The organism is Prolixibacteraceae bacterium, from assembly GCA_019720755.1.
GTDB classification, from domain to species: Bacteria; Bacteroidota; Bacteroidia; order Bacteroidales; family Prolixibacteraceae; genus Halosquirtibacter; species Halosquirtibacter laminarini.
On sequence record CP081303.1, the window covers coordinates 4442840 to 4465088 of the forward strand.

At 37.0% G+C, this 22249-nt stretch carries 18 protein-coding genes; 5 read left to right on the forward strand and 13 right to left on the reverse strand.

Annotated features, from left to right (window positions below; translation table 11 throughout):
* Positions 1–156: 156 nt before the first annotated feature.
* The 3 genes from K4L44_17640 to K4L44_17650 all read right to left on the reverse strand — a co-directional run bounded on the left by K4L44_17640 (position 157) and on the right by K4L44_17650 (position 5097).
* Positions 157–2148 carry a hypothetical protein gene (locus tag K4L44_17640; GenBank protein ID QZE14308.1) on the reverse strand — a complete coding sequence of 664 codons (1992 nt, stop codon included), beginning with the start codon at positions 2146–2148 and terminating at the stop codon, positions 157–159.
* A gap of 74 nt (positions 2149–2222) precedes the next feature.
* A complete protein-coding gene (locus tag K4L44_17645; protein ID QZE14309.1) occupies positions 2223–3212 on the reverse strand; it encodes a PorP/SprF family type IX secretion system membrane protein in 990 nt (329 codons plus the stop codon).
* 13 nt (positions 3213–3225) lie between these two features.
* A complete protein-coding gene (locus tag K4L44_17650; GenBank protein QZE14310.1) occupies positions 3226–5097 on the reverse strand; it encodes an MBG domain-containing protein in 1872 nt (623 codons plus the stop codon).
* Positions 5098–5529: 432 nt separating this feature from the next.
* Between K4L44_17650 and K4L44_17655 the strand changes: the two genes are divergently transcribed.
* Positions 5530–6348, forward strand: a complete 819-nt coding sequence (locus K4L44_17655) for a 2,3,4,5-tetrahydropyridine-2,6-dicarboxylate N-succinyltransferase (protein QZE14311.1) — start codon at positions 5530–5532, stop codon at positions 6346–6348.
* A 540-nt stretch (positions 6349–6888) separates the two neighbouring features.
* On the opposite strand, the gene K4L44_17660 is transcribed toward K4L44_17655, so the two are convergent.
* The 3 genes from K4L44_17660 to K4L44_17670 all read right to left on the reverse strand — a co-directional run bounded on the left by K4L44_17660 (position 6889) and on the right by K4L44_17670 (position 9551).
* Positions 6889–7692 carry a hypothetical protein gene (locus K4L44_17660; GenBank protein ID QZE14312.1) on the reverse strand — a complete coding sequence of 268 codons (804 nt, stop codon included), beginning with the start codon at positions 7690–7692 and terminating at the stop codon, positions 6889–6891.
* A gap of 3 nt (positions 7693–7695) precedes the next feature.
* A complete protein-coding gene (locus K4L44_17665) occupies positions 7696–8895 on the reverse strand; it encodes a hypothetical protein (protein ID QZE14313.1) in 1200 nt (399 codons plus the stop codon).
* Positions 8896–9104: 209 nt separating this feature from the next.
* Positions 9105–9551: a hypothetical protein gene (locus tag K4L44_17670; GenBank protein ID QZE14314.1), complete on the reverse strand. Its 447-nt coding sequence runs from the start codon at positions 9549–9551 to the stop codon at positions 9105–9107.
* A 98-nt stretch (positions 9552–9649) separates the two neighbouring features.
* Here K4L44_17670 and K4L44_17675 point away from each other — a divergent pair, with 98 nt between their 5' ends.
* Entirely contained in the window at positions 9650–10699 is a 1050-nt protein-coding gene (locus K4L44_17675; GenBank protein QZE14315.1) for an IS5 family transposase, read from the forward strand.
* 151 nt (positions 10700–10850) lie between these two features.
* Here the strand turns inward: K4L44_17675 and K4L44_17680 are convergent, their stop codons facing one another.
* The 6 genes from K4L44_17680 to K4L44_17705 form a co-directional block, all read right to left on the reverse strand.
* On the reverse strand, positions 10851–11258 hold the full coding sequence (locus K4L44_17680; GenBank protein ID QZE14316.1) for a helix-turn-helix transcriptional regulator: 408 nt from the start codon (positions 11256–11258) through the stop codon (positions 10851–10853).
* Complete coding sequence (locus tag K4L44_17685) at positions 11248–11748, reverse strand: hypothetical protein (protein QZE14317.1); 501 nt, start codon at positions 11746–11748, stop codon at positions 11248–11250. The genes K4L44_17680 and K4L44_17685 overlap by 11 nt, the downstream gene beginning before the upstream one ends.
* A gap of 108 nt (positions 11749–11856) precedes the next feature.
* On the reverse strand, positions 11857–12894 hold the full coding sequence (gene rsgA / locus K4L44_17690) for a ribosome small subunit-dependent GTPase A (GenBank protein QZE14318.1): 1038 nt from the start codon (positions 12892–12894) through the stop codon (positions 11857–11859).
* 248 nt (positions 12895–13142) lie between these two features.
* On the reverse strand, positions 13143–14684 hold the full coding sequence (locus K4L44_17695) for a YifB family Mg chelatase-like AAA ATPase (protein QZE16033.1): 1542 nt from the start codon (positions 14682–14684) through the stop codon (positions 13143–13145).
* 98 nt (positions 14685–14782) lie between these two features.
* The gene (locus tag K4L44_17700) at positions 14783–15559 is read right to left on the reverse strand and encodes a hypothetical protein (protein ID QZE14319.1); all 777 of its coding nucleotides are present in this window, start codon (positions 15557–15559) and stop codon (positions 14783–14785) included.
* Positions 15560–16167: 608 nt separating this feature from the next.
* Complete coding sequence (locus K4L44_17705) at positions 16168–17871, reverse strand: glycoside hydrolase (protein QZE14320.1); 1704 nt, start codon at positions 17869–17871, stop codon at positions 16168–16170.
* 318 nt (positions 17872–18189) lie between these two features.
* Between K4L44_17705 and K4L44_17710 the strand changes: the two genes are divergently transcribed.
* The 3 genes from K4L44_17710 (at position 18190) to K4L44_17720 (ending at position 21516) form a co-directional block, all read left to right on the forward strand.
* Positions 18190–18759 (forward strand): TetR/AcrR family transcriptional regulator, encoded by a 570-nt coding sequence (locus K4L44_17710; GenBank protein QZE14321.1) that lies wholly within the window; start codon positions 18190–18192, stop codon positions 18757–18759.
* Between the two features lie 116 nt (positions 18760–18875).
* The gene (locus tag K4L44_17715) at positions 18876–20036 is read left to right on the forward strand and encodes an iron-containing alcohol dehydrogenase (GenBank protein QZE14322.1); all 1161 of its coding nucleotides are present in this window, start codon (positions 18876–18878) and stop codon (positions 20034–20036) included.
* Between the two features lie 28 nt (positions 20037–20064).
* Entirely contained in the window at positions 20065–21516 is a 1452-nt protein-coding gene (locus tag K4L44_17720) for an aldehyde dehydrogenase family protein (protein QZE14323.1), read from the forward strand.
* A 103-nt stretch (positions 21517–21619) separates the two neighbouring features.
* Here the strand turns inward: K4L44_17720 and K4L44_17725 are convergent, their stop codons facing one another.
* Positions 21620–22246, reverse strand: a complete 627-nt coding sequence (locus tag K4L44_17725; protein ID QZE14324.1) for a hypothetical protein — start codon at positions 22244–22246, stop codon at positions 21620–21622.
* Positions 22247–22249: the final 3 nt, after the last annotated feature.

Consider the following 22249-nt stretch of genomic DNA (forward strand, 5'->3'; position numbering starts at 1 on the left):
GTTTACATTAGGATAAAAAACCGGCAATAATCCCTCCTAAAACGGCATTATATATTTTTCCACGCTACATTTTTAGACTAGTTCACTCTTTTATAACAAAAAAAGGAGACTTTATTGAAGTCTCCTTTTTAAATATATATTAATCTATAATATGTATTAATCTTGAATATCTATTTTAACCCTTCTGTTTAATAGATTACCCATTCTCATTTGGTCATGACTTTCAAGTGACTTGATAAACTCTTCGTTCACCTTCTGACCTAGATATAGGTAGTAGTAAAGTTTATGGAAGTAGTGATCCACAATAAATGGCCTGTATGCCTGTTCATTGTTTACAATGGATATTCTATCTGGTTCAATACCCATTTTAATTAGATACTGCTTAACTACTTTACATCGTTGGATCGATAGTGTTGTCTTCTCAAGTGCAAGCTCTTGTCCATCAATAGTACCTGAAAGTGCTAATTTTACTTTGTTTGTTTTCAGATCTTCTCTTGCAATAAGTTTTCTAATAACTCCTTGAGAATAGTTGGTCAAACGTGCGTGATTTCGTTCGAAGAATATATGCTGAAGTTCTTCTCTCGATAGATTTACAACCTCCGCTTTCTTTGGTGCAGCATCTTTCACTTCGTTCGCATCAATATTACCAAGATCAACAAGAGGAGGAGTCATCTGCTCATACTCTTTGTCCGATACATATATCTCTGTTTCATATAAGGAGTCCTTCGTTGCACTATTACGTATAGATAGTTGGTAATTTTCCCCTTTTTTGGCCACCACTGCAAAGTTCCCCGTCTCGTCATTGACCGAAACCTCTTTTACAGTAGATATATTTTCTAAAGATCCTACAATCGAATCATTTTGTTCTAACTCTGTATCATAATTACCCACTACAGCAAAAAGTCCATTTCTTTCTCTATCAGGATAGAAAACTTTATAAATATCAGTATTACCTAGTCCATTCATTCTTTTGGACACCAAATATCCAGCGGTACCATCTACTGATTCTACATATTCATAATCATCTGCTGTAGAGTTTAGAGGATAACCTAAATTGATAGGATCTGTATATACTCCTTCATATTCATCCGAATAATAGATGTCGAATCCACCTACTCCCATCTGGCCGTTGGTACTAAAGTATAGGGACGTTCCATTTGGGTGAAGTACAGGATAGATCTCATCCCCATGCGTATTAACAAACTTACCAACATTGTTTGGCTTTTCTACAGTCCAATCTCTGTTCAGTCGGGCCTTGTAGATATCAAATCCACCTTTTCCACCAAAACGTTTACTAGAGAAAAATACCCAATGACCATCAGGACTTATCGAGGCAAAGTTATCATCTGAAGAGGAGTTTATTTCGTCAGGCAGTACTTTAGGACGGGTCCATGTTCCATTATCTAATTTGGAGATATAGATGGTCGCATCTCCTCGATAGTTATTCTTTTTGGCTACTGAGATAACCATCACATCTCTTTGTAAGTTCATCGAAAGGCTTGTGATGATATTCCCTTTTGAGAAACTTAATCGTTTCATCGAAGAGTTGTCTTTATGACCGTCATAGTCTTTACGAAGCACCGAATTCCCTTTCCCAGAAGAGTAAAGAATCTGTTTTACGTTCAGTGGTATCGTCGGTGCTAATTCAAAGCCCTCTGTATTTACATCATACGGATCGATATTTACATCTAATGGTGCATCCAAATACATACTAGAGGTTTTTGCCATCGTGATAAGATTCTCAAGTTTACTATCTGAGTTTCTTTTCCATTTCTCTACATCTGTTAGTAGAGATTGACACTCTTTGATACAATCCTGAAATTTCTCTTGTCTATGATATGCTCGTGCCACAAAGTAACGGATCTCTTGCTTTTCATAGGCTTTGTTGGTTAGCTCTAATGCTTTCGCAACCTCCTTATCTGCTTCTGCCATATGTTCTGGCATTGCAATATAGATAACCCCTTTCAACATTTGAAGTTGATACGATTTTCTGTATCTTCTCGAGAGAATATCAATCTTTTTGAGTGCTTTGTGGTATTGTTCACTTCTTATGAGTCGGTCTAACTCACTTTTGTCTTTACGACTAAGCTTGTCAGCATGTGCAAATAAAACGGTGAACAATAAAATTATACTAAGTAGATATTTCATGCCAATCTATATCAAATCCCCTCTTATACAGTGATAATAAGAGATACGGTTTGTTTCTTTTGCAATATATTAATTTATTTGTTTATAAACGAGTTTTTTTGTTGGTCGTCTTTAAAATAGTCAATCAGATTCACACCATGTTTTATACCAAATATTTTCATCCATAGGTTTCTTAGATCAATCGAAATATTAAATTCGTTACTATTTTTCGCGAAATTCTGAAGTTCTCCTGTATTCAATGTATAAATATAGGAGAACTTAAAGAATTTGAGAGCGTGTACTTTTAACATGGCGGAGAAGGAGTTGTTGCTATGATAAATCCCACCTATCCATATTTTATCTCGAACAAATCCAGCGAAAATTCCTGCATCCCAGATGGTCTGTTTGTTTGTGTCGTATTGGACAAACCCCACAGGTTTTAGAGAAAAGCTCGGAAGCATTGCCAAATACTCTGCATGACCGAAATAGGACATATTATTTATTTCAGTATTTTTTGAAATCACTTTTCTACCTGCTCCTCCAGCGATAAAATTACCTGCTTCGAGAGTAACTCCAGCTCCAACAAAATAATCGTTTCTATTTTCTCCTTCTGGGATAACCTCCCCTGAGTTCATCTTTCCCATATCGTACCGGATAAGAGAAGAGCCTCCATCTACCCCTAAATATAAGTATGAATAATCTCCTATTTGAATACCAGATTGCAGTTGAATAGATGCTGTCGAGTTGTTTCGTAATCCCACTTTATCACTTTGTATTGTAAAGCCAAATCCTAAAGCTTTTTTTACATCCTCTCCTCTATCTACTGCTTCAATACTCTGAATATGTCCATGCATATGTGCAGTGGTAGTTGTAGGACTTCCTTCAAAACCAGACCATTGTGTTGTGTTGATAACATCTACCCATACCGTTGTATCTTTCCCTGTATAGGAGGGGTTAAAGAGTCCAAAGTGGTCTACCATCGAATTGAATCGAACTTGTTCTTGCGCACAAAGACGCTTCTCTTTGAAAAATGAGAGGATCAAACATAGAACGATAATGAGTAAATGACACTTTTTGTACTTCATCGAGATTATTTTTCTAAGGACGTATTAATTCTACAAACTTCTTTTCATATACTTTCTCCCCATTATAGTCATAACTTAAAAGGTAGAAGTAGGTTCCTTCATGTAAAGGTTGAAGATCGTAATCATTCTGATACACTCCTGTGCTTTGGTAGATCAAATTTCCTGCACGATCATATAATGTTAAAGTATTGTTGGCAAAGGCTTCTATGTTGTTAATCTTTAGTATGGTATTGTTACTTCCATTATCTATGATGGCATTTACTGCATCTACCTCTTCCTTTTCAGCCCATATAAGCATCTTCGTTTCCCCTTCGCCGATATAGTTGGGATCAATGGATCTAACTCGAACAGTGTATTCTCCTGTGGAGATAGGGAGTTCAAATTGGTCGTTGTAAGTGATTTCACATGTCACACCTTCGGGATCTGTATAGTATTCGATACTCTTCGGCATTCCATCGTACTCAAACTCATTTTCACCAAAAGTAATGGTTAGTGTTTTGTTTGATATCGTTAATTTACCATTGGTTAAATGAAGATTATAGTTCGGGTCACTGCCCCCTAATAGAGATATATTATACTCTCCAGGAGCAGATTCCTTCGTTGCGGTACAAGATATTGTGGGCAAAATGTCCACCCCACTGTCTGAACCGACCAACCCGTTAATGGAGTAGGTTAACTTTGGAATTTCTTCACCAAAATAACACTCTTTGTTATCTGCCGTGATATATATTGTAGCTTTTTGGATAATTAAAACACATTTTTTACTGTATCCTTTGTTTGATCCAGCACGATCATCGGTACATACAGCAACGACTTCATAGGTCCCCACTTCACTGGGAACTTTCGAACTACCATTGTAAGTTAGGGTATAGGTGAAACCGGAAGGGGTTACTGTGACGGCCACACCATGAGCATAACCATTATATTCAACGGTTTTATCCTCCATCACAAAGTTTACATCAGGAGAAGGTCCCCTTACTTCAAATACTCCATTTTGTAAGGTGATATCGTAGTCGTTGTCTTGTGCATTTAGTAGTCGAATATCATAAGTTCCTACTGTAGATTCTGTGGTTACATCACACGTAACTGTTGGAAGTTGATCGATATCCTCTTTGGTGTCTGTTCCTAAAAAACCATTATATGTATAGGTAAATGGAGGGTTTGCTTTTCCTTGCTCTTTAACCAAATCATCGACTCGAATGGATAGGGGTGCTTTTAGTATATCTAAAAAACACTCTTTCGGTTTTACTAGATCACTTACACTCGGGTCTGTGATGTCAATTTTACACATATACGATCCTGCATGTAGCGGATCTACCTCGTTATAATCCTCATCCACGTAAGTTACTTTTAGTTGTATTATTTCGTGGTTTAAAATTATCTCTCTTCCTGTGTCATCCTTTCCGCTAACAAGTTCATAAGGAACCGATTTGGTATTGCCATCATAGGTCAAAGTGGTTTGCATTGGAACTTCAATCATGATCTCTTTACTGATAAGCTCTTGAACATGCAGTACGGAGTTCACAAGTACAATATCGTAAACATCATCAGAACCACCACTTAATGTGATTTCGTAGTTTCCTTTGGGTGAGTATCTGTCTGCTTTACATGAGACAGTTGGGAGTACATCAATCTCTGACTCAGAAACATCTGCGCCACTTATGGTGTATGGAAAATCAGGATTGTCTTGTGTATATAAACGCGTTTGTTCTAATACACTAATATACACTGTAGGTCTAGCCTTAGCGTTACTTTTACTTTCAATGATTTGAGGTCTCTCTTCTTTTTGTTTGTGCTTCTTCAATGTAGAAGCACAAAGATTCATACTGCTAAGTTGTAGCAACATGAACCAACCTGTTAGTAGAGCAAACATAAATTTACTCATATCTAGTTTCTTTTAATTTGATATAATCTTCATAATAAACACATAGATGCAAATTTATGTAAAATAAACAAATAACTTGTTCTATTTTAATATTTTAATCTGCCCTTATATAACAGACAATCTTATGTTCTAGTTTAAAATTAATCAAATATAATTTAAATTCAAATAGTTAGTTTACTTGGTGCACTGTATATACAAAAAATATTTTATATAATTTATATTTCTAGGCTAGTTGTTATTTGTTTTGAGAAATACATCTCTTCTTACTCCTTCTTTGTCGATTGGGATCGTTCCTATCATTTCAAGTTAGATATCTTTGATAAGTGATATTTAACATCGATTTAAATTACAATAATAATTTAAATGACTATTTTTGTGACAAATCGTAAGAGATTTAAGTGGAGATTGTAGAATTTATATAAATAAAAAAATATGTACAACGAATACATTGAAATTATTGAGAAGGCATTTGAGGATCGTTCTTTACTACAAAATAGTGAAACACAGGATTGTGTTAGAGAAGTGATCTCACTATTAGATAAAGGAGCGATACGTGTTGCTGAAAAGAAAGATGGTGTATGGGTTGTGAACCAGTGGGTGAAGAAAGCTGTTTTGCTATACTTCCCAATCCAAGGTATGAAAACCATCGAGGTAGGACCACTTGAGTTTTATGATAAAATAGATTTAAAGCGTAATTATGAAGAACTAGGGGTTCGTGTCGTTCCTCATGCAGTGGCTCGTTATGGTTCATTCCTCTCTAAAGGGGTAATTCTAATGCCCTCGTATGTTAATATCGGAGCTTGGGTTGGCGAAGGTACGATGGTGGACACTTGGGCTACCGTTGGTAGTTGTGCACAAATTGGTAAGAATGTTCACCTTTCTGGTGGAGTAGGTATCGGTGGGGTCCTAGAGCCTGTGGGTGCTTCTCCTGTTATTATCGGAGACAACTGTTTTGTTGGATCTCGTTGTATTGTGGTAGAAGGGATACAAGTTGGTGATGGAGCTGTTCTTGGAGCGAACGTGGTTCTAACGAAGTCTACTAAAATTCTTGATGTAACTGGAGAGACCGAAAAAGAGTATACTGGATATATTCCTGAGAACTCTGTTGTAATACCAGGTACTAGAACTAAAAAATTCCCTGCAGGAGAGTTTCAAGTTCCTTGTGCATTAATTATTGGTAAGCGTAAAGAGTCTACAGATAAGAAGACCTCTTTAAATGATGCACTACGTGATTTTGGTGTATCTGTATAGAGGATACTGAGAATATCAACAAAGAAGGGTTATTTCTGATTTAAATTAGAAATAACCCTTCTTTTTATTTCTACACAATATCCCAATAAGTGGGGATTGTGAACTGTCAAACTTTATATGATATTTGTATTAACAAGTTAAGCAAGAAATATGGTTCAGGAATGATAAATATACCTCTCAATAAAACGTACAAAAAGCGGTATATTTTATAAATGTAGCCATTTCGTATTTAGTCATTATGTCTTTTATTAAAAAGAAACATTTGTAAAGAGAGCACAACGATGATCGTTTGGCTCTCTTTTTTTTATTCAAATATCCCAATAAGTAGGGATTGTGAAGTTCCTTTTTTTAGGTGATATTTGTATTAACAAGTTACCACAAGCTTGCCAGAGAAACAACAGCTAATCTCTCTCAATAAACGTAAAACTTCGGCTGTATTTTCTCTGTTGTAGTATTTTATTTTAGAAAACAGATTGAAATTCCGAAAGAGGTTGTTCTTATTTATTAAGAACAACCTTTTGTTTTTCTAAAAGAACTCTTTTACTTCCACCTTATTTTAGACCACTGTATTTTGACCGCCAATGTACTGAACATCGGAATGGAAGAACCGATAAAATAGTTTAGGTCTTTATGGTAGGAGAAATGCACCTTCAGTTCAGAGTTTTGTATGATATTGAAATTTGTACCTAGATCAATAACAAGAGTTGGACTTGAGTTGATCCCATAATTGTTATTGATGGCACTCCCAGTATTGGATATCTCTGAAGTGTGTTCCATTCCTTCCAATATAATCTTCTGTTTGTAATAGTAGTTTAATTCGGCACCCACTCCAAGAAATAGGTGTCTGTTCATCACCTTAAGCAGGGGGAACTGTCTAAGATACCCAATACTCACACTGCTATATCTTTCAGAAGAGTCTTCTAGTCTATACTTTTGACCTCCATCGTAAATATCGTAGAACTGGGTGTTTACTTGGTGATATTTATGGGAAATGGACCAAATAGATTTCGAGTTTTTATTATCTCCACCATAATTCTTGATTTTAGATTGGATAATAAAGCTCAGAGACATTTGATTAAAATACCCTCCACTGTAATTTACAGTCTGGTTGTTATTTAGATGATTGGAACTTGCTTGTCTATCTACAAATGTCATTCCGTTTGAGATGTCTACACCGTATGAAACCCTTTTGGGATAGATGATTGTTTCATGTATTTTAAGAACCGTTTCTTTGGGTTTCGGTATGTCGTATAGAGTAAGAAGGCTGTCAACATCTTCTTTGACCTGTGCTTTCAGAGTAAATGGTCCGACAAAAATGATAAATAGTAATATATAGTTTTTCATCTATTACAAGTTAATAGTTTGATCTTTGAATTGGATTTTTTCAATATTAATTAGGGTGTCGACACCATCTCTATACGCTACCTTATCTGTGATAATAGTGGATTCAACATTCGTCTCTATGGTATACTCTGATCGATCTCCTCTAAAAATAACGGTATCTACTCCCTGTTTTCCATTGATTGTATCCCCTCCCTCTAATCCACAGAAGGTATTGTTGGCGTCATTCCCCGTCAGCTTATTATCTCTATCATTACCACATAAACCACTTGGATGGCCTCCAGTAAGGGTGGCATCGTTCAAATGTTTTGATTTGTGTGTATAAGATAGATTCGGGGTATAATTTAAATGGAATACCCCTGTAAAATCAGGGTGGATATGGGCATTATAGGTGAGTGATGTGGGTAAAAATGATTCCACCAATTTGTAGCCTTTAGTATCTTTCTCTTTTAACATCTCTCTCGTATTATAGGGATACTCTCCAAACTGTGCTGGAGGAGGGGTATAAGCCCATGCATCTAAATATATGTCCCATACGGTCGCTAGATACTCTTGATCATAGTCTGCCTTGGGTAGTTCAGAAGGAGGAAGATAGATTCCATTGTTGACAGATTCCTGTGCCGCATCATAAATCTCTTTTTGGTAAAGTGGGAGCATTGGGGTGATGCCATAATCTTGGGTGAGGTGTAATATCTCCTCATAACTAGCATCTCTAGGATAGTTCTCCAAATACTCGGGAGATCCCTCCACAAAAGACTCGGTAGCATATAGGTCTTGTGCATTAAATGGAGTCAGAATTAGCGAAAACATATTCTCCTCTTTCGAAGCTTCATCGTTAAAAAAGAACAGAGCAGCATTTCTGTCTGCCATGGAGTTGGCTACAATGAATTTGAATCCACCATATCTTGATCCTTTTACATCGGTAAGGTACATTTCGAGAATCTGCCTGGCTCTTACAATCTTTCTATCAGCGACTTCTGATTGGGCAAAGAAATGTATGGGTCTACCATTGGGAGCGGTGATTTTTGTATACTTTGAGAAGGTCTTCTCTATACTTTTGGGAACGCCATCAGGTGTTGGAATAATCCCATTCTCATGAATGGTAATATCCGCGATAGAAAGGCTGTTGATAACCTCTTTTTCTGGTTTACAACTAACGATGGAAACGAGCATGAATATCGCATAAAATAGGGCTAGTCCTTTCATGAATATATTTTTGCGTTGATGAATCTATATCGTTAAAACGTAAAATCATGAAATACATTATGTAAACATTGAAAAAGACCTCAAACATACGCTAGTATGAAAGAGGCCTTTCAAATTTATTGAATTCCCGTTTAATAGGTCATCTTATTTCTATAAAAATTTTCACTTGCAGTGACATTTTTAATTCGCTCGTACATAGGAGAAATTTCTTAATTAGAATTCATCTTTTGAATTACTTCCTTCGGATTTAATATGGGAAGAGGAAATTTCGCCCATTGCGTTCCTTTTGTACTAGCAGCCAACATACCTCTAATCGTTCCTATAGCCACCCCCGTTAAAGTTATTAAAAAATCATCTTGCATCTTCATCTGATCCTCCTGATTAACTATAATAACTCCTGTTAGATTCTTTATGTTGAAAACAATTTTATTTTCTAACTGCAAGAATGGTTCTTCTATATGCTCTACATTGTATTTTACTAAAGTATCGAATACAAATTTTTCATTTTTCAGATCTATATTAAAGCTGAAACCTAAACCCAAAAAAAGGTTCTCACCTAAATGTATTTGCTCAATCGGCATTGGTAATGGTTTTGCATAAAATGAAATTTCATCAATCTTTTCTATGCCTATGCCTATTTCGTTTTTCTTGTTCATTTACTTGCTATGAATAAAGGGCACCTCTCAGAATTAATTAACTGATACTTAATATTGTAAATTACCTTATTGTTGTCATAATTAAGATCTTTCGGACTATGAGATATAAGACTATAGATAACGATATTTTATTTGATGACATTTTTAGGCTAGAGAGGTTACAGCAAATGGGAGATCCCTTGGAGCGATTAAATGACATTATCGATTGGGAAATTTTTCGACCGACATTGGAACTTATTTATGAGAAAGACCGAAAGAGTAATGCAGGAGCTTCATCATATTGCCCAATACTAATGTTCAAGATTTTAATATTACAACGGTACTATAATCTTAGTGATTTTCAAACAGAATATCAGATTCTAGACCGACATTCATTTAGTCGTTTTTTAGGTCTTGTTCGAAGTAGTGCTGTACCTGATGAAAAGACAATATGGCGATTTCGGGACAATATAACAAAGTTAGGACTTGAACGAGACCTCTTTGAACTTTTTAATGAGAAGTTAAATAATGAAGGACTATTAGTCTCAGAAGGGAAGATTGTTGATGCAAGTTTTGTGGAAGTTCCAAGGCAACGAAATAGTGAAGAAGAGAACAAACATATTAAAGAGAATGACTGTATTCCAGAGTCTTGGGAGTCTAATGTTCATAAAATAAGACAAAAAGATATAGATGCTCGTTGGGCTAAAAAAGGAAGTGAAACCTTTTATGGTTATAAGAATCACATCAAAATAGATGCAAAAAGTAAACTGATAGATGAGTACACCTCTTCTAGTGCAGAGCTTCACGACTCAAAAGTCATAGAACTTCTTATCGGAGACAAATCTGATGAGAATTGTGACTTTTATGCTGATAGTGCTTATACAGGAGAGAGATGTGAGGAAATTATTAAAAAGAGCGACATGAATAATAAAGTCAATGAAAAAGGAACCAGAGGAAATCCATTGACAGACCAGCAAAAAAAACGAAATAAAGAGAAGTCTAAAACAAGATCAAGAGTTGAACATGTCTTTGGTTTTATGGAATACAGTATGAATAAATTATATGTCAGAAGCATCGGTTTTAAAAGAGCAAGTACCATTATAGGGCTAATTAATCTTACTTACAACTTATTTAGATATGAGCAAATTAGACGATTACAACTAATGTAGGGATAGGTATGTCTAATCAATTAGTGAGTATGGTGTATTATCCTGATATTCAACGCTTAAGGTGTAACTAAAAATAGATAATTTTTCTTATCTCTATGAGGATACAGGCATTAGTTTGAAAAAAACGATTTTGAGAGGTTCCCTAAAGATTTTAACTTAAATATTGTTCAACAGGTTGAATGTCCATATTAATTACAGTATTCATTTTTTTTGAATAATTTGAAAATTTATCTTCTGCAATCATTGGGAATTGAGTCTTATTTATAATATAGATCATATCTTTTTCAGTTCCTTTTTCGACTGAAATATTTAAAATGGATACTCCAAGAACAGCTTCTATTTTTGCAGCTGTTTTAAAGGTGAAATTGTGAGTTCCTGTCATCCATTTACTGATCTCACTTTCAGATTTTCCTAAAGCTTTTGCCAGATCTTTTTGCTCCAACCCTTTTTCTTTAAGAACTTGATGAATTTGGTCGACAAAATCAAAGGAGTGCTTTACAAAAAGATCAACCTCCTTGGAAATCTTCTTTCTTCTTTCTTCGAGTCTTTTATTTTTCATCTTGTTTTTCCTTTAGGTAAAAAGTCAAATCTCCTCTTAATTCTTTATGATCTATTTTGATAGTCTTCGTTTTCGGTCTAGATTTTATGAAGCGATCAATTTCTTGTAATAACTTTACACATTCATTCAGAATTGGATCTTCATTATACGTTCTAGTTGTTTTAAGGCCACCATTGCCAAGAATAACAACTTCTTCTGATAATCGAATTACATATAAACGTAGCTTGCTTGTTTCGATAGGTGTTGGCATTGCCATAACATCATCACCCATTTTCCCTTCTCTGCGAAAATATCTCTCGTGCGCTCCTCTTTCACCTATCGTATCAATCCATTTAATAATGATTGATATATCTTCATCGTATTCAGATCCTTCAGGGAATTTGTCCAAAAACTTATCTACTTCAGTATTCTCGTTTACAAACCTGAGAGTGTAGAAATTTACCTTCTCAGAATTCTCGAATAGTTCTATGTTGATTTTATTAGACTTCACTTAAAAGTTAATTGCAAATTAATATGTTTTTTTTAGATATCACTATGAAAATACGTTTTTTAATGCTTACCTGTCATTATTTAAGTTACTTTTAATAGCTTAAACAACCTATCGATTGTTGACTTTTCGGATCAACTTACTTAGTTTTTTTGCTTTGTCTTTTCGCTCCTTTTCTGTTGATCTGTAATGTTCAACTTCTCTGTTTAACTTCATATAATGGTTGTATTCATCTTGGGTTATTACTCCCTCCTCTATTCCTTCTAGAACGGCGCATCCCTTTTCATTTTGATGCATACAGTTTTTATATTGACAAGAGGATGCCAACGCTTCAATATGTTTAAATGTATCCTCGATACCCTCTTTGGAGGAGGTGAGTCCCACCTCTCTGATACCAGGGTTGTCGATGATATAACTTTGATTTAACAACTCCATCAATTCTCTTGCAGTCGTTTGGTGTTTTCCCCTTTGTACTTTACTACTTATTTCACTCGTTTTTAGAAGTTCTTTTTTCAGAAGCGTGTTGATCAGTGTGCTTTTACCAACACCTGAAGATCCAAGCATGATATAGGTCTTGTGTGGTTTTAAAAACGAAATGATATCTGTTGTGTATCCATCCAAGCAGCTGATAAAAAAAGCAGAAGCCATAGGGTCTACTTTCTCTTTTATCTCCTCTAATTGCGTCTCTGAAATCAAATCAATTTTGTTGACTACAATAAAAGGGGTAATTTTCGCTTGTCGACATAAAGAGAGATATCTCTCTAATCTTGGAATATTGAAATCTCTATTGGGCGAAGTGACGACCAAGGCTCCATCAATATTGGAAGCGATCAGTTTGTCTTTTCTCTCCAAAATACTGTTGCGAGGTGCCACCGCGTAAATAATTGCTTTGTGGTCATCAAAATTCATATAAGAGACCCAATCCCCAACAATGGGAAGATCATGCCTTGTAGTTGCAGTATATCGGAGCGATCCGATGATCTCTCCCTCGAATGTTTCATTTTCTGTCGAAATGGTATAGCGATCTCTGTGTTCTGCTGTGATACGACCTATTGATCGTCCTTGTGTCTCTTCTTGTTGTCTAAAGTTATCGAAGAAACTGTTATATCCTAAGTATCCTTGTCTGTATGACCTCTCTTTTGTTATCATGATATTCTTGTATGATTGTAAAATAGATAGAACATCTCACCGTTTTAAGAACTTGAGAGATAATATGTTCTATATAGTAGAAATAGGAGAGTGACAGGTGCCTCAATACACACCACAAGAATAGAAACTACTCTTATTGTGGTCTTATTTTATCAACATTGAGGGCCTGCCCTTTAAACGGACATCCCAACCAGATAACTGATATGGATGGTGCTTTTTGTCATACAGTAACAAAGATACCATAATTTTTATCTTCCCCAAGACTCTCTGTCAAGACTTCTATAGGTCACCGCTTCTGCAATATGGGTTGCTGTAACAAGCTCACTATTATCTAGATCGGCTATTGTTCTGCCTACTCTTAGTATCCTATCGTAAGCCCTTGCTGAGAGAGATAATCTATTCATTGCCTCCTTTAGTATAGCAGCTCCCTGTTTGTCAAGCAAACAGTAGGTTCGTAACATTCTAGAACTCATTTGCGCATTGGCGTGAATCTGTGGATTCTCTTTAAATCTCTCTGTTTGAATCTCTCTTGCTGCAATGACTCTTGCTCTAATAGACTCACTTTTTTCTCCATCTTTTAACTCTGCTAGTTTCTCAAATGGAACGGGAACTACTTCAAGGTGTATATCGATACGATCTAGTAGTGGTCCCGATATCTTATTAAGATATTTTTGAACTGCACCAGGATTGCAATTACAACTTTTTGTAGGGTGGTTGTAGTAGCCACACGGGCAAGGATTCATGGAGGCAGCAAGCATAAAGTTCGAAGGGTAGGTTATCGTAGTCTTTGCCCTAGAGATTGTGATCTTACGCTCTTCCATCGGTTGTCTCATCACCTCTAATACCGATCTTTTGAATTCAGGAAGCTCATCCAAAAAGAGCACCCCATTGTGAGACAGAGAGATCTCTCCTGGTTGAGGATAGGCACCACCTCCAACTAGAGCTACATCTGAGATTGTATGGTGAGGAGATCTAAATGGGCGTTGTGTCATCAAAGAGGTGTCTCGAGCAAGTGTTCCTGCTACCGAATGAATCTTGGTAGCCTCTAAAGCTTCGGTGAGTGTAAAAGGGGGAAGTATGGAACTTAATCGTTTTGCAAGCATCGTTTTCCCTGCTCCGGGAGCTCCAATAAGGATGATATTATGTCCACCTGCAGCAGCAATCTCCATAGCTCTCTTGACACTCTCTTGTCCTTTGACATCAGAGAAGTCGTTATCGAAGAGATACTGCTTTTGTGAAAACTCTTTTCGTGTATCGATAGTCGTTGGCTCTATATCTGTTCTTCCTGAAAGGAAGGAGATCACTTCGTTGATATTTTCTACCCCATAGATCTTTAAACGATCGACCACTGCAGCTTCATGCGCATTCTGCTTGGGAAGAATAAATCCTTCAAATCCCTCTTTTCGAGCTTGAATGGCCATTGGAAGAACTCCTTTGATTGGCTTAATAGAACCATCTAAAGAGAGTTCTCCCATAATGATATATTTGTGAATATTGGGGGCTTTGATCTGTTCCGATGCTGCAGCAATTCCCAAAGCAATAGGGAGATCGTAAGCTGCCCCCTCCTTACGAAGATCTGCAGGAGCCATGTTAATAACAATCTTTTTCCCTGGAATAGTGAGGCCAATTGAACGTAATGCTGCCTCTATTCTCTGTTGACTCTCTTTCACTGCACTATCTGGTAAACCTACTAGGTGGAAACGGATACCTGCACTGGAGACATCTACTTCGATGGTGATGGTAATGGCATCAATTCCTTGTAATGTACTTCCGTATGTTTTGACTAACATATATCGTTGGATATTATAACTATCAAAGTAACAAACCATCTGTTTTCCTGTTCAAAATGGATTGGTACTTTCTTTTCAAAAAAACTATATATGTTCTCCTACCGATAGAGAATAAAGCGCCATCCGAATCGTATTCCCCATTGGGGATTGGTGTTGGTGGAATCCCAAATGCCATACTCGGGTTCGATATAGGCATTAATCTTCTGTTTTTGAATGGTAAATGCTCGTCCAAAACGAAGGTTTATTGGGATATAGTAGGAGTCGTTATAGAAATCGTAGGAGACTACCGGTTCTGTTTCGAGGTAATATCCATTTCGTATATGATAGGTAAGACTTGGTTGCAGTTTAAAAATGGATATTCTATCCTCTCCTGTATTAAATGAGTCAAGGTAACGCATCAGAATGTCTAGCTGCCAATGTTTTGCATCGGGGTTGTTGAAAGAGATGCCGACAGCCAATCCAACAGCAAAGTTGGCTTTTGCAGTATTATCTGGCGCATAGGTTGGGAGTTGAATGATTGGACCCAAACTATATGCTCCCCATTTGTATCTTCGTGGAATGATAAGGTCAAATATTTCAGTGTCTGATAGGTTTTGATGTCCATTGTATTGTATCTGCCATTTGGTGGTGATTCTTAGAAGGTGTTCGAAAGGATAGAATCTTGATTTTTCAAAAGGAATCACTGCACGAATCCTTAGATCATTGGCATTTCTATCTCCTTGATTGCTTCGTATCTTCCAATAATCCTCTAGTTGAAGTTGCCATATAAGGGATGTTGGATCTGTTGCTTTGCGTGCTAGTTCTTCATTGTCCTGTTGGGCTTTGACAGAAAAGGAGAGAAGAAAGCATAGTATAAAAATGGTGTATAATTTCATAATATGATTGACTTTAGATAAAAGAAACTCTCTTTTATGAACAATGTTTATAAGTGAAAAGTTGTAGTGGGTTTGTGAATGCCTAAGCTTTTATTTTTAGTCGTTTATGTTTTATTAAATCGGGTGTTTGGTTTATGAATTGAGGAATATTTATTCACCATGTAATCCATCCATTCGTTTGATATGAAAGAAGATATTTTGTTTGGAAACTGATGTGTCTTATAGACGTTCTTCTGACAAAGCCCTCTCTAAATTTTATTTTAGATTAAAAGCTACTTCGGTTACCCTTTGGATACCCTTCAGTTACCCTTTGGTTACTCTAGGGGTAATCAAACCCTAAAGAAAGGGTGAAGAGTATGTGATTCAAACTAGGGGGATTTTTGAAGGATTTTTCTCTTTGTGCTCGCTATATGAGAAGAAAGGCTTTAGTCCCACAATGCATTTACGTGAAACTAAAGCCTTTTAAGATTATGGATTAAATTGGATAAGGAGGACTTTTTCTCTGAACCAAGTATGGATTATCCCCCTCTCTTCGTAATTGTTTTTTTATCGTGCAGTATTTGCACCATTGTTGTCATCATCCAATTTTTTCTATTTGATGTTTTCAACTATTGAAGCGTTTTTGCTTTTATGTTTCGGATATAGAAACCTTCTCTATCGATTGTTTGTGCTATGGATAGGAAGTGGATATAGGATATTCCCCCCCATACCTTTGCTCTTTGTTTTAAAGACCCTACTTTGTTGCGGTTTACATAAAGGTCTGCTTGTTGATTCTTTTTACTCCAAACGACTTTTACATGGTTCCAATGCTGTTTCTTTAAATGGAATTTCTCTAGTAGTTTGCCTTCAGAGTCTATCGTGATAGGGTATGGTGCTTGTGCTACGACTGTACTGTCTGTTGCATTGTACCAATGGTCGGTTAACGAAATAGCGGCTCCTTTGAAATCTTTGGATAGATAGATATCTAATGATATTTCGCCCTCTTCCATCGCGGGGAAATTCCAAGCAGCTCCTTGATGACTATCTAATAGAAGATTGTCTGGGATATATTGAAAGTGTAGTGTTGGGATATTGCTTTGAAGGGGAGAAGGCGTGATGTGGGCCCCTGCCGTTCTTCTATATGCACAGTGCCCTACAATTCCTTTGAAATATTGATGAACAGTCCATTGTTCTAGGCATGGAGTGATGGAAGCAGTACGCTCTTTTTCGTATAACCAATTGGTATCGAAGAGTAGTATTTTACGGAAATATGGATGTTGTCCCAACGAGACTAGTACCTTGTTGTGTTCAAGTTCTATTGCTTCTGTTTGTTGTACACTACGGTCGTTTGATCCAAGTTTTCCTCCTCTTAGAGGGAAGTCGAAGGCATTGCGGGCAGGGTTTAGGTATAGTTCTCTAAATCCAGTCCATTTTTTCCCATCTTCTGTGATGGCTAAATGAAGTGCATCTCTGTTGGTAAAGACATCTTCCCATCCTGTGGTTGGGTGGTCTGTCTCTGGAAGAGGCGCTGTATTGTTCCAAAATAGTAGAATGCGTCCATCTTTTAACTTCAGAAATGTTGGCATGGTGATCGTACTATGAAAAGGAGAGGCGGTTGCTTCACTCCATGTGGTACCACCATCTTTTGAGAACGATTGATAGAGGTAGTCTTGTGCCGTTCTCATTAGCATCCATAAGGTGCCATCTTTTAGTTCGACCACCGATGGCTCCACCGCGCCATGATTCCATCTTACCCCTTTGTGGATTCCCCCTTTTTTATGAGGAGGGGCTTGTACAGCATTCGAGCTTTTCCATGAGATACCATCGTCGTCGCTATAGTAAACCGCAGCCCCTGTATGGTGATAGGTGTGATATGGTACAATGATACGCTCCCCATTCTTGATGAAGAGTGCTGGTTTTATCATGATGGCTTCTGAGGTGTCTATTGCTGTCTGTGTCCATGCTCCATCGATACCATTGGTTGCCCTTTGAACCACCACTTCTCCATTAGTAGCCGTGCCACGAGCTACTCTGATAAATGTTCCTGTTTTAGGATTTTGACGTCCAAAAAGTTTTGTCCCGGTGTATCGAATCGTGTCCCAAGTAAGTCCTTGGTCTAATGATCTCATATAGAATTTACCCAAGTCATCGTCTCCAACAAGAGCGTAATAACGAATCTCACCACTTTTGAGCTTTATCAATCCTTGGAAAGCATTCGCTGGAGCACTAGCTACTGGTGTAGGAGCATATATTGGCTCGGTGCTAGTTTTGCATGAGTAGAGGAGAGCAAAAGCTAGTAGTCCTATAATTTTAAATGTGTTTCTAGATCTCATATATAGTCTGTTTTCAGTTTTATTTTTGATGTGTAAGATACTGATTCCATCTTGCAGATACAAAAAATGCAGAGGGGTAAAATTTGGGGGTATTGGGGGCATAAATTGCTGCTTTTTTATATGTAATATTACGGAAATAGATTGAATGTGAGATTTATACCTGTATTAATGACTTTTTGATAGGACTGAAATATGTTAAAATAGACAAAAAGGTGAACGATCATTCATTTTCTAAAAAAATATGCATATGTTTGCATCATGATCATGGAGTGTTCAAAACAATTGCGAACTTTGCAGAAGTTTCAAAAAAAATAAATCATGTCAAAACGAGTTGATAAAAAAGAGGCACTGTTAGAAGCAACCCTAACATTAGTGAACAATCATGGATTTCATGCTGCACCGATGTCAAAGATTGCGAAGTTAGCACAGGTGTCGCCTGCAACGATTTATATCTATTTCAAAAATAAGCAGGATATGATGAATGCTATCTATCTGAAGGTTAAAAGAGAGATGGCTGATGCTGCTTTTTGTGGTTACTCCACTGATCTATCTGTAAAGAAGGGTTTTGAACTTGTTTGGAGTAATGTGTTTGAGTACAAAATGAGTCATCCAAGAGAGACTAAGTTGTTAGAACAATGCGAGACTTCTCCTATAGTGGAAGCAGATGTATTAAAAGAAGGAATTGGTTATTTAGATCCTCTATCTAAATTAATGCAAAGAGGAAAAGAGCAACATATTATCAAGGATGTTTGTGATTATGAACTGTATGCATATGTATTTTATCCTTTGACTTTTATTGTATTAAACTCTGAAAGGGAGGAGATTGTGGGGGAGAGGTCAAAAAGTGAGACGCTATTTGCAATGGCTTGGGATTGCATTCGTGCTTAGATTGAAATTGTAATTTAAAGAGGTAATAGAATATATGAGTAGGTGGTCTTTTGGGTGCTACCTATTTTTTTAATCATATTGGTGAATGAATGTTCACTATAAAAAGAGTAGTTGTTATGCAGAATTTTGATTTTATTAATCCGACGATGATCAAATTTGGTAAAGACCAAATTGGAACAATGAATCAAGTGATTCCTCAAGGGGCAAAGGTGATGGTTTTATATGGAGGTGGTAGTATTAAGCGTACTGGTATTTATGATCAGGTGATGGCTGCACTTAAAGGTTTTGAAGTGATTGAGTTTTCTGGTATTCCTTCGAATCCAGAATTTGAGGTGTTGATGGATGCAGTAAAGATCGTGCAGTCAGATAATGTTCAGTTTCTACTTGCAGTAGGAGGTGGATCGGTTATTGATGGGACTAAATTTATCTCTGCAGCCTCGCTTTATGAGGGGGATGATCCTTGGGATTTGATTGTGAAGCAAGAGCCAATTATGCAAGGAGTACCTTTCGGGACAGTATTGACTTTGCCTGCAACGGGATCGGAAATGAACTATGCAGCAGTGATAACAAAAGGAGAGACTTCGGAAAAACTGCTAATGCAAGGGCTTGGGTTGTTTCCTAAATTTTCTGTACTAGATCCTTCTGTTGTGTCTACTGTTCCTAAGAGACAGTTGGTGAATGGATTGATCGACTCTTTCAGTCACGTTCTAGAGCAGTATTTGACATATCCTGTTGGAGCCATGTTGCAAGATCGTTATGCAGAAAGTGTACTAAAGACTTTAATCGAGGTGGCACCTGTAATCGTCAATGATCCTTCTAACTATGAAGCAGCAGCAAATTATATGTGGTGTTGCACCAATGCACTGAATGGTATGTTGCAAAATGGGGTTCCTGTGGATTGGGGTGTACATATGATTGGACATGAATTAACCGCTTTATATCATACGGATCATGCCATAACATTGGCTATTGTTTCTCCTAGTTATTATCGACATATGGTGGATGCGAAAGAGGACAAATTGATTCAGTTTGCTGAACGTGTTGTTGGAATTACTGAAGGAACGAAAAGAGAGAAGGCTTTGGCTGCCATTGATTTTATTGAGGACTATTTTAATCGATTGGGTGTTGAATGTAAACTGTCTAACTATGTAGAAAATTATGACGGATGTGCACAGGCTATTGCCAAAACATTTGAGGACCGTGGTTGGTTCGGATTAGGAGAGAAACAGTCGGTAACTCCCAAATTGGTTACCCAGATTGTTGAGGCTGCTTATTAATAAAATTTAAATTCTAAGATTTCATAAGATGCAAGATATATTGGTTACAAAGTTTCAAGATATTCAGAACTACTCAAGAAGAGGGGTGACACGTAGTTATAAATGGCGTGTAGATCAGTTGAATGCACTGAAAAAGATGCTTGTTGATTGTTCTCCTCAGATTGAGAGTGCACTATATAATGATTTAGGAAAAAGTAGTTTCGAATCTTATCTTACAGAGGTCAATATTTTGATCGCGGAGATTGATCATACGATGCATAACTTAAAGGAGTGGATGAAGGATGAGTTGGTGGATACTCCAATTGCTCTGCAGCCAGCCAAGTCATATATACAATATGAACCTCTTGGGGTGGTACTCATCATGGGGGCATGGAACTATCCATTCCAACTGACTTTGGGTCCATTGATTCCAGCGATTGCAGCAGGAAACTGTGCCGTGGTTAAGCCTCCTCGTACGGCCTCTCATACCACCCAGTGTATCAGGAAATTCTTACCACAATATCTAGATAAACAAGCTTTCTGGGTGACAGAGGAGCAGACATCTAATGATGCCATGTTAGACCTTCATTGGGATAAAATATTTGTTACTGGTAGTGGACGTGTTGGAAAAGTAGTTATGGAAGCTGCGGCAAAGCGTTTGATTCCTGTGACGCTTGAACTTGGCGGTAAGAGTCCCGCATTTATTGATAAGTCATGTAATCTAGAGGTTGCTGTAAGACGCTTGGTTCAGGGTAAATTTATGAACTCTGGACAAACATGCGTGGCTCCTGATTATGTCCTTTTAGATAAGTCTATCGCAGCCCAATTCTACAGTTTGGTAAAGAGAACGATAACCGATTTCTTTGGGGAAAATGCCAAGGATAGCAATGACTATGGTCGTATCATTAACCAGAAAACACTAGATGGTTTGGTGGGATTGATGAAAGATCAAGAGGTTTTGTGTGGAGGAGACTTCGATAGAGAAGCTAGATATATTTCGCCAACGGTGTTGAAAAATGTTTCGTTGGAGGCCCCAATTATGCAAGATGAGATTTTTGGCCCTATCTTGCCAGTCGTGGAGATTGATACAATGGAACAAGGAGTGGATATTGTTCATGGGAAAGATAAGCCTCTAGCTCTTTATGTTTTTGCGGAAGACAGGAATGTGGTAGATAAAATTTTAAACAGTACCTCTTCAGGGGGGTCGTGTGTGAATGATTGTTTGTTCCATTTGGCTGTTCCAGATCTTCCTTTTGGTGGTGTTGGCCCTGCTGGAATGGGAAAATATCATGGCAAGCATGGATTCTTGGATCTCTCTAATGCCAAGTCTGTATATGACCACAAAACAGGATTTGATCCCTCTTTACGTTTCCCCCCTTTCTCGGATACAAAGATTAAAAAAATGAAGAAGATGTTGAACACTTCTCTTCCTTCTTGTTTGGCAAAGAGTAGATGTTTTTCCAATATATTAAATGCAGTTGGGTCTATTTTTATGAAATAAATCATTGATCTAAAATATCTTAGATTTAGTCTACCGATAGTTGTATTGACAACTATCGGTTTCTGTTGATCTATATATTTACGGGGGGTAGACTACAGAATGATTATATCTCTTTGATAAATATATGTTTGTTTTGATCTATCTCTTCGTAAAAGCCTATAGATTTATAATACTTGTTATAATGATGATGAAGTGGTTTAGATATCACCCTCTTAATCCCTTTGTTTTTATAGAAAGACTTGGGATTGTTGAATAGATATTTCCCCGTTTTAAAATCTCGATAAGCTGGAGTTGCATAATCCAGTTTCAATTCAAGCGTGTCATCTTGTATGGCTCCTATACAAAAACCTGCAATATCCATATCTCTTAATATTAGTATGATGGATTCGTTTGGTAACTTCTTGTCAAGATCAGGGTACTCTTCAATGAGTGATTCTCTATAGTAGTCTAAACAGCTTCTGAAATATGCATCCTCTCTATTTACCTCCAAAATGGTAAATAGATCCTTTTTGGTGTATATCTTGATTAGAAATACAATGTTCACTCCAACAATAAAAGCATTAACAAGTGCTATTGGATAGGCTTCTATTAGAAAACCATAGATCGTGAATATAAGGGATCCTACCATGTTGAACCACCTCAATTTGATCATGGAGGTCATTGTTAATGATATTGCAACTATCACTGATGCCATATACCCAGCCCACTCTACATAGTCTATTGAATTCATTAT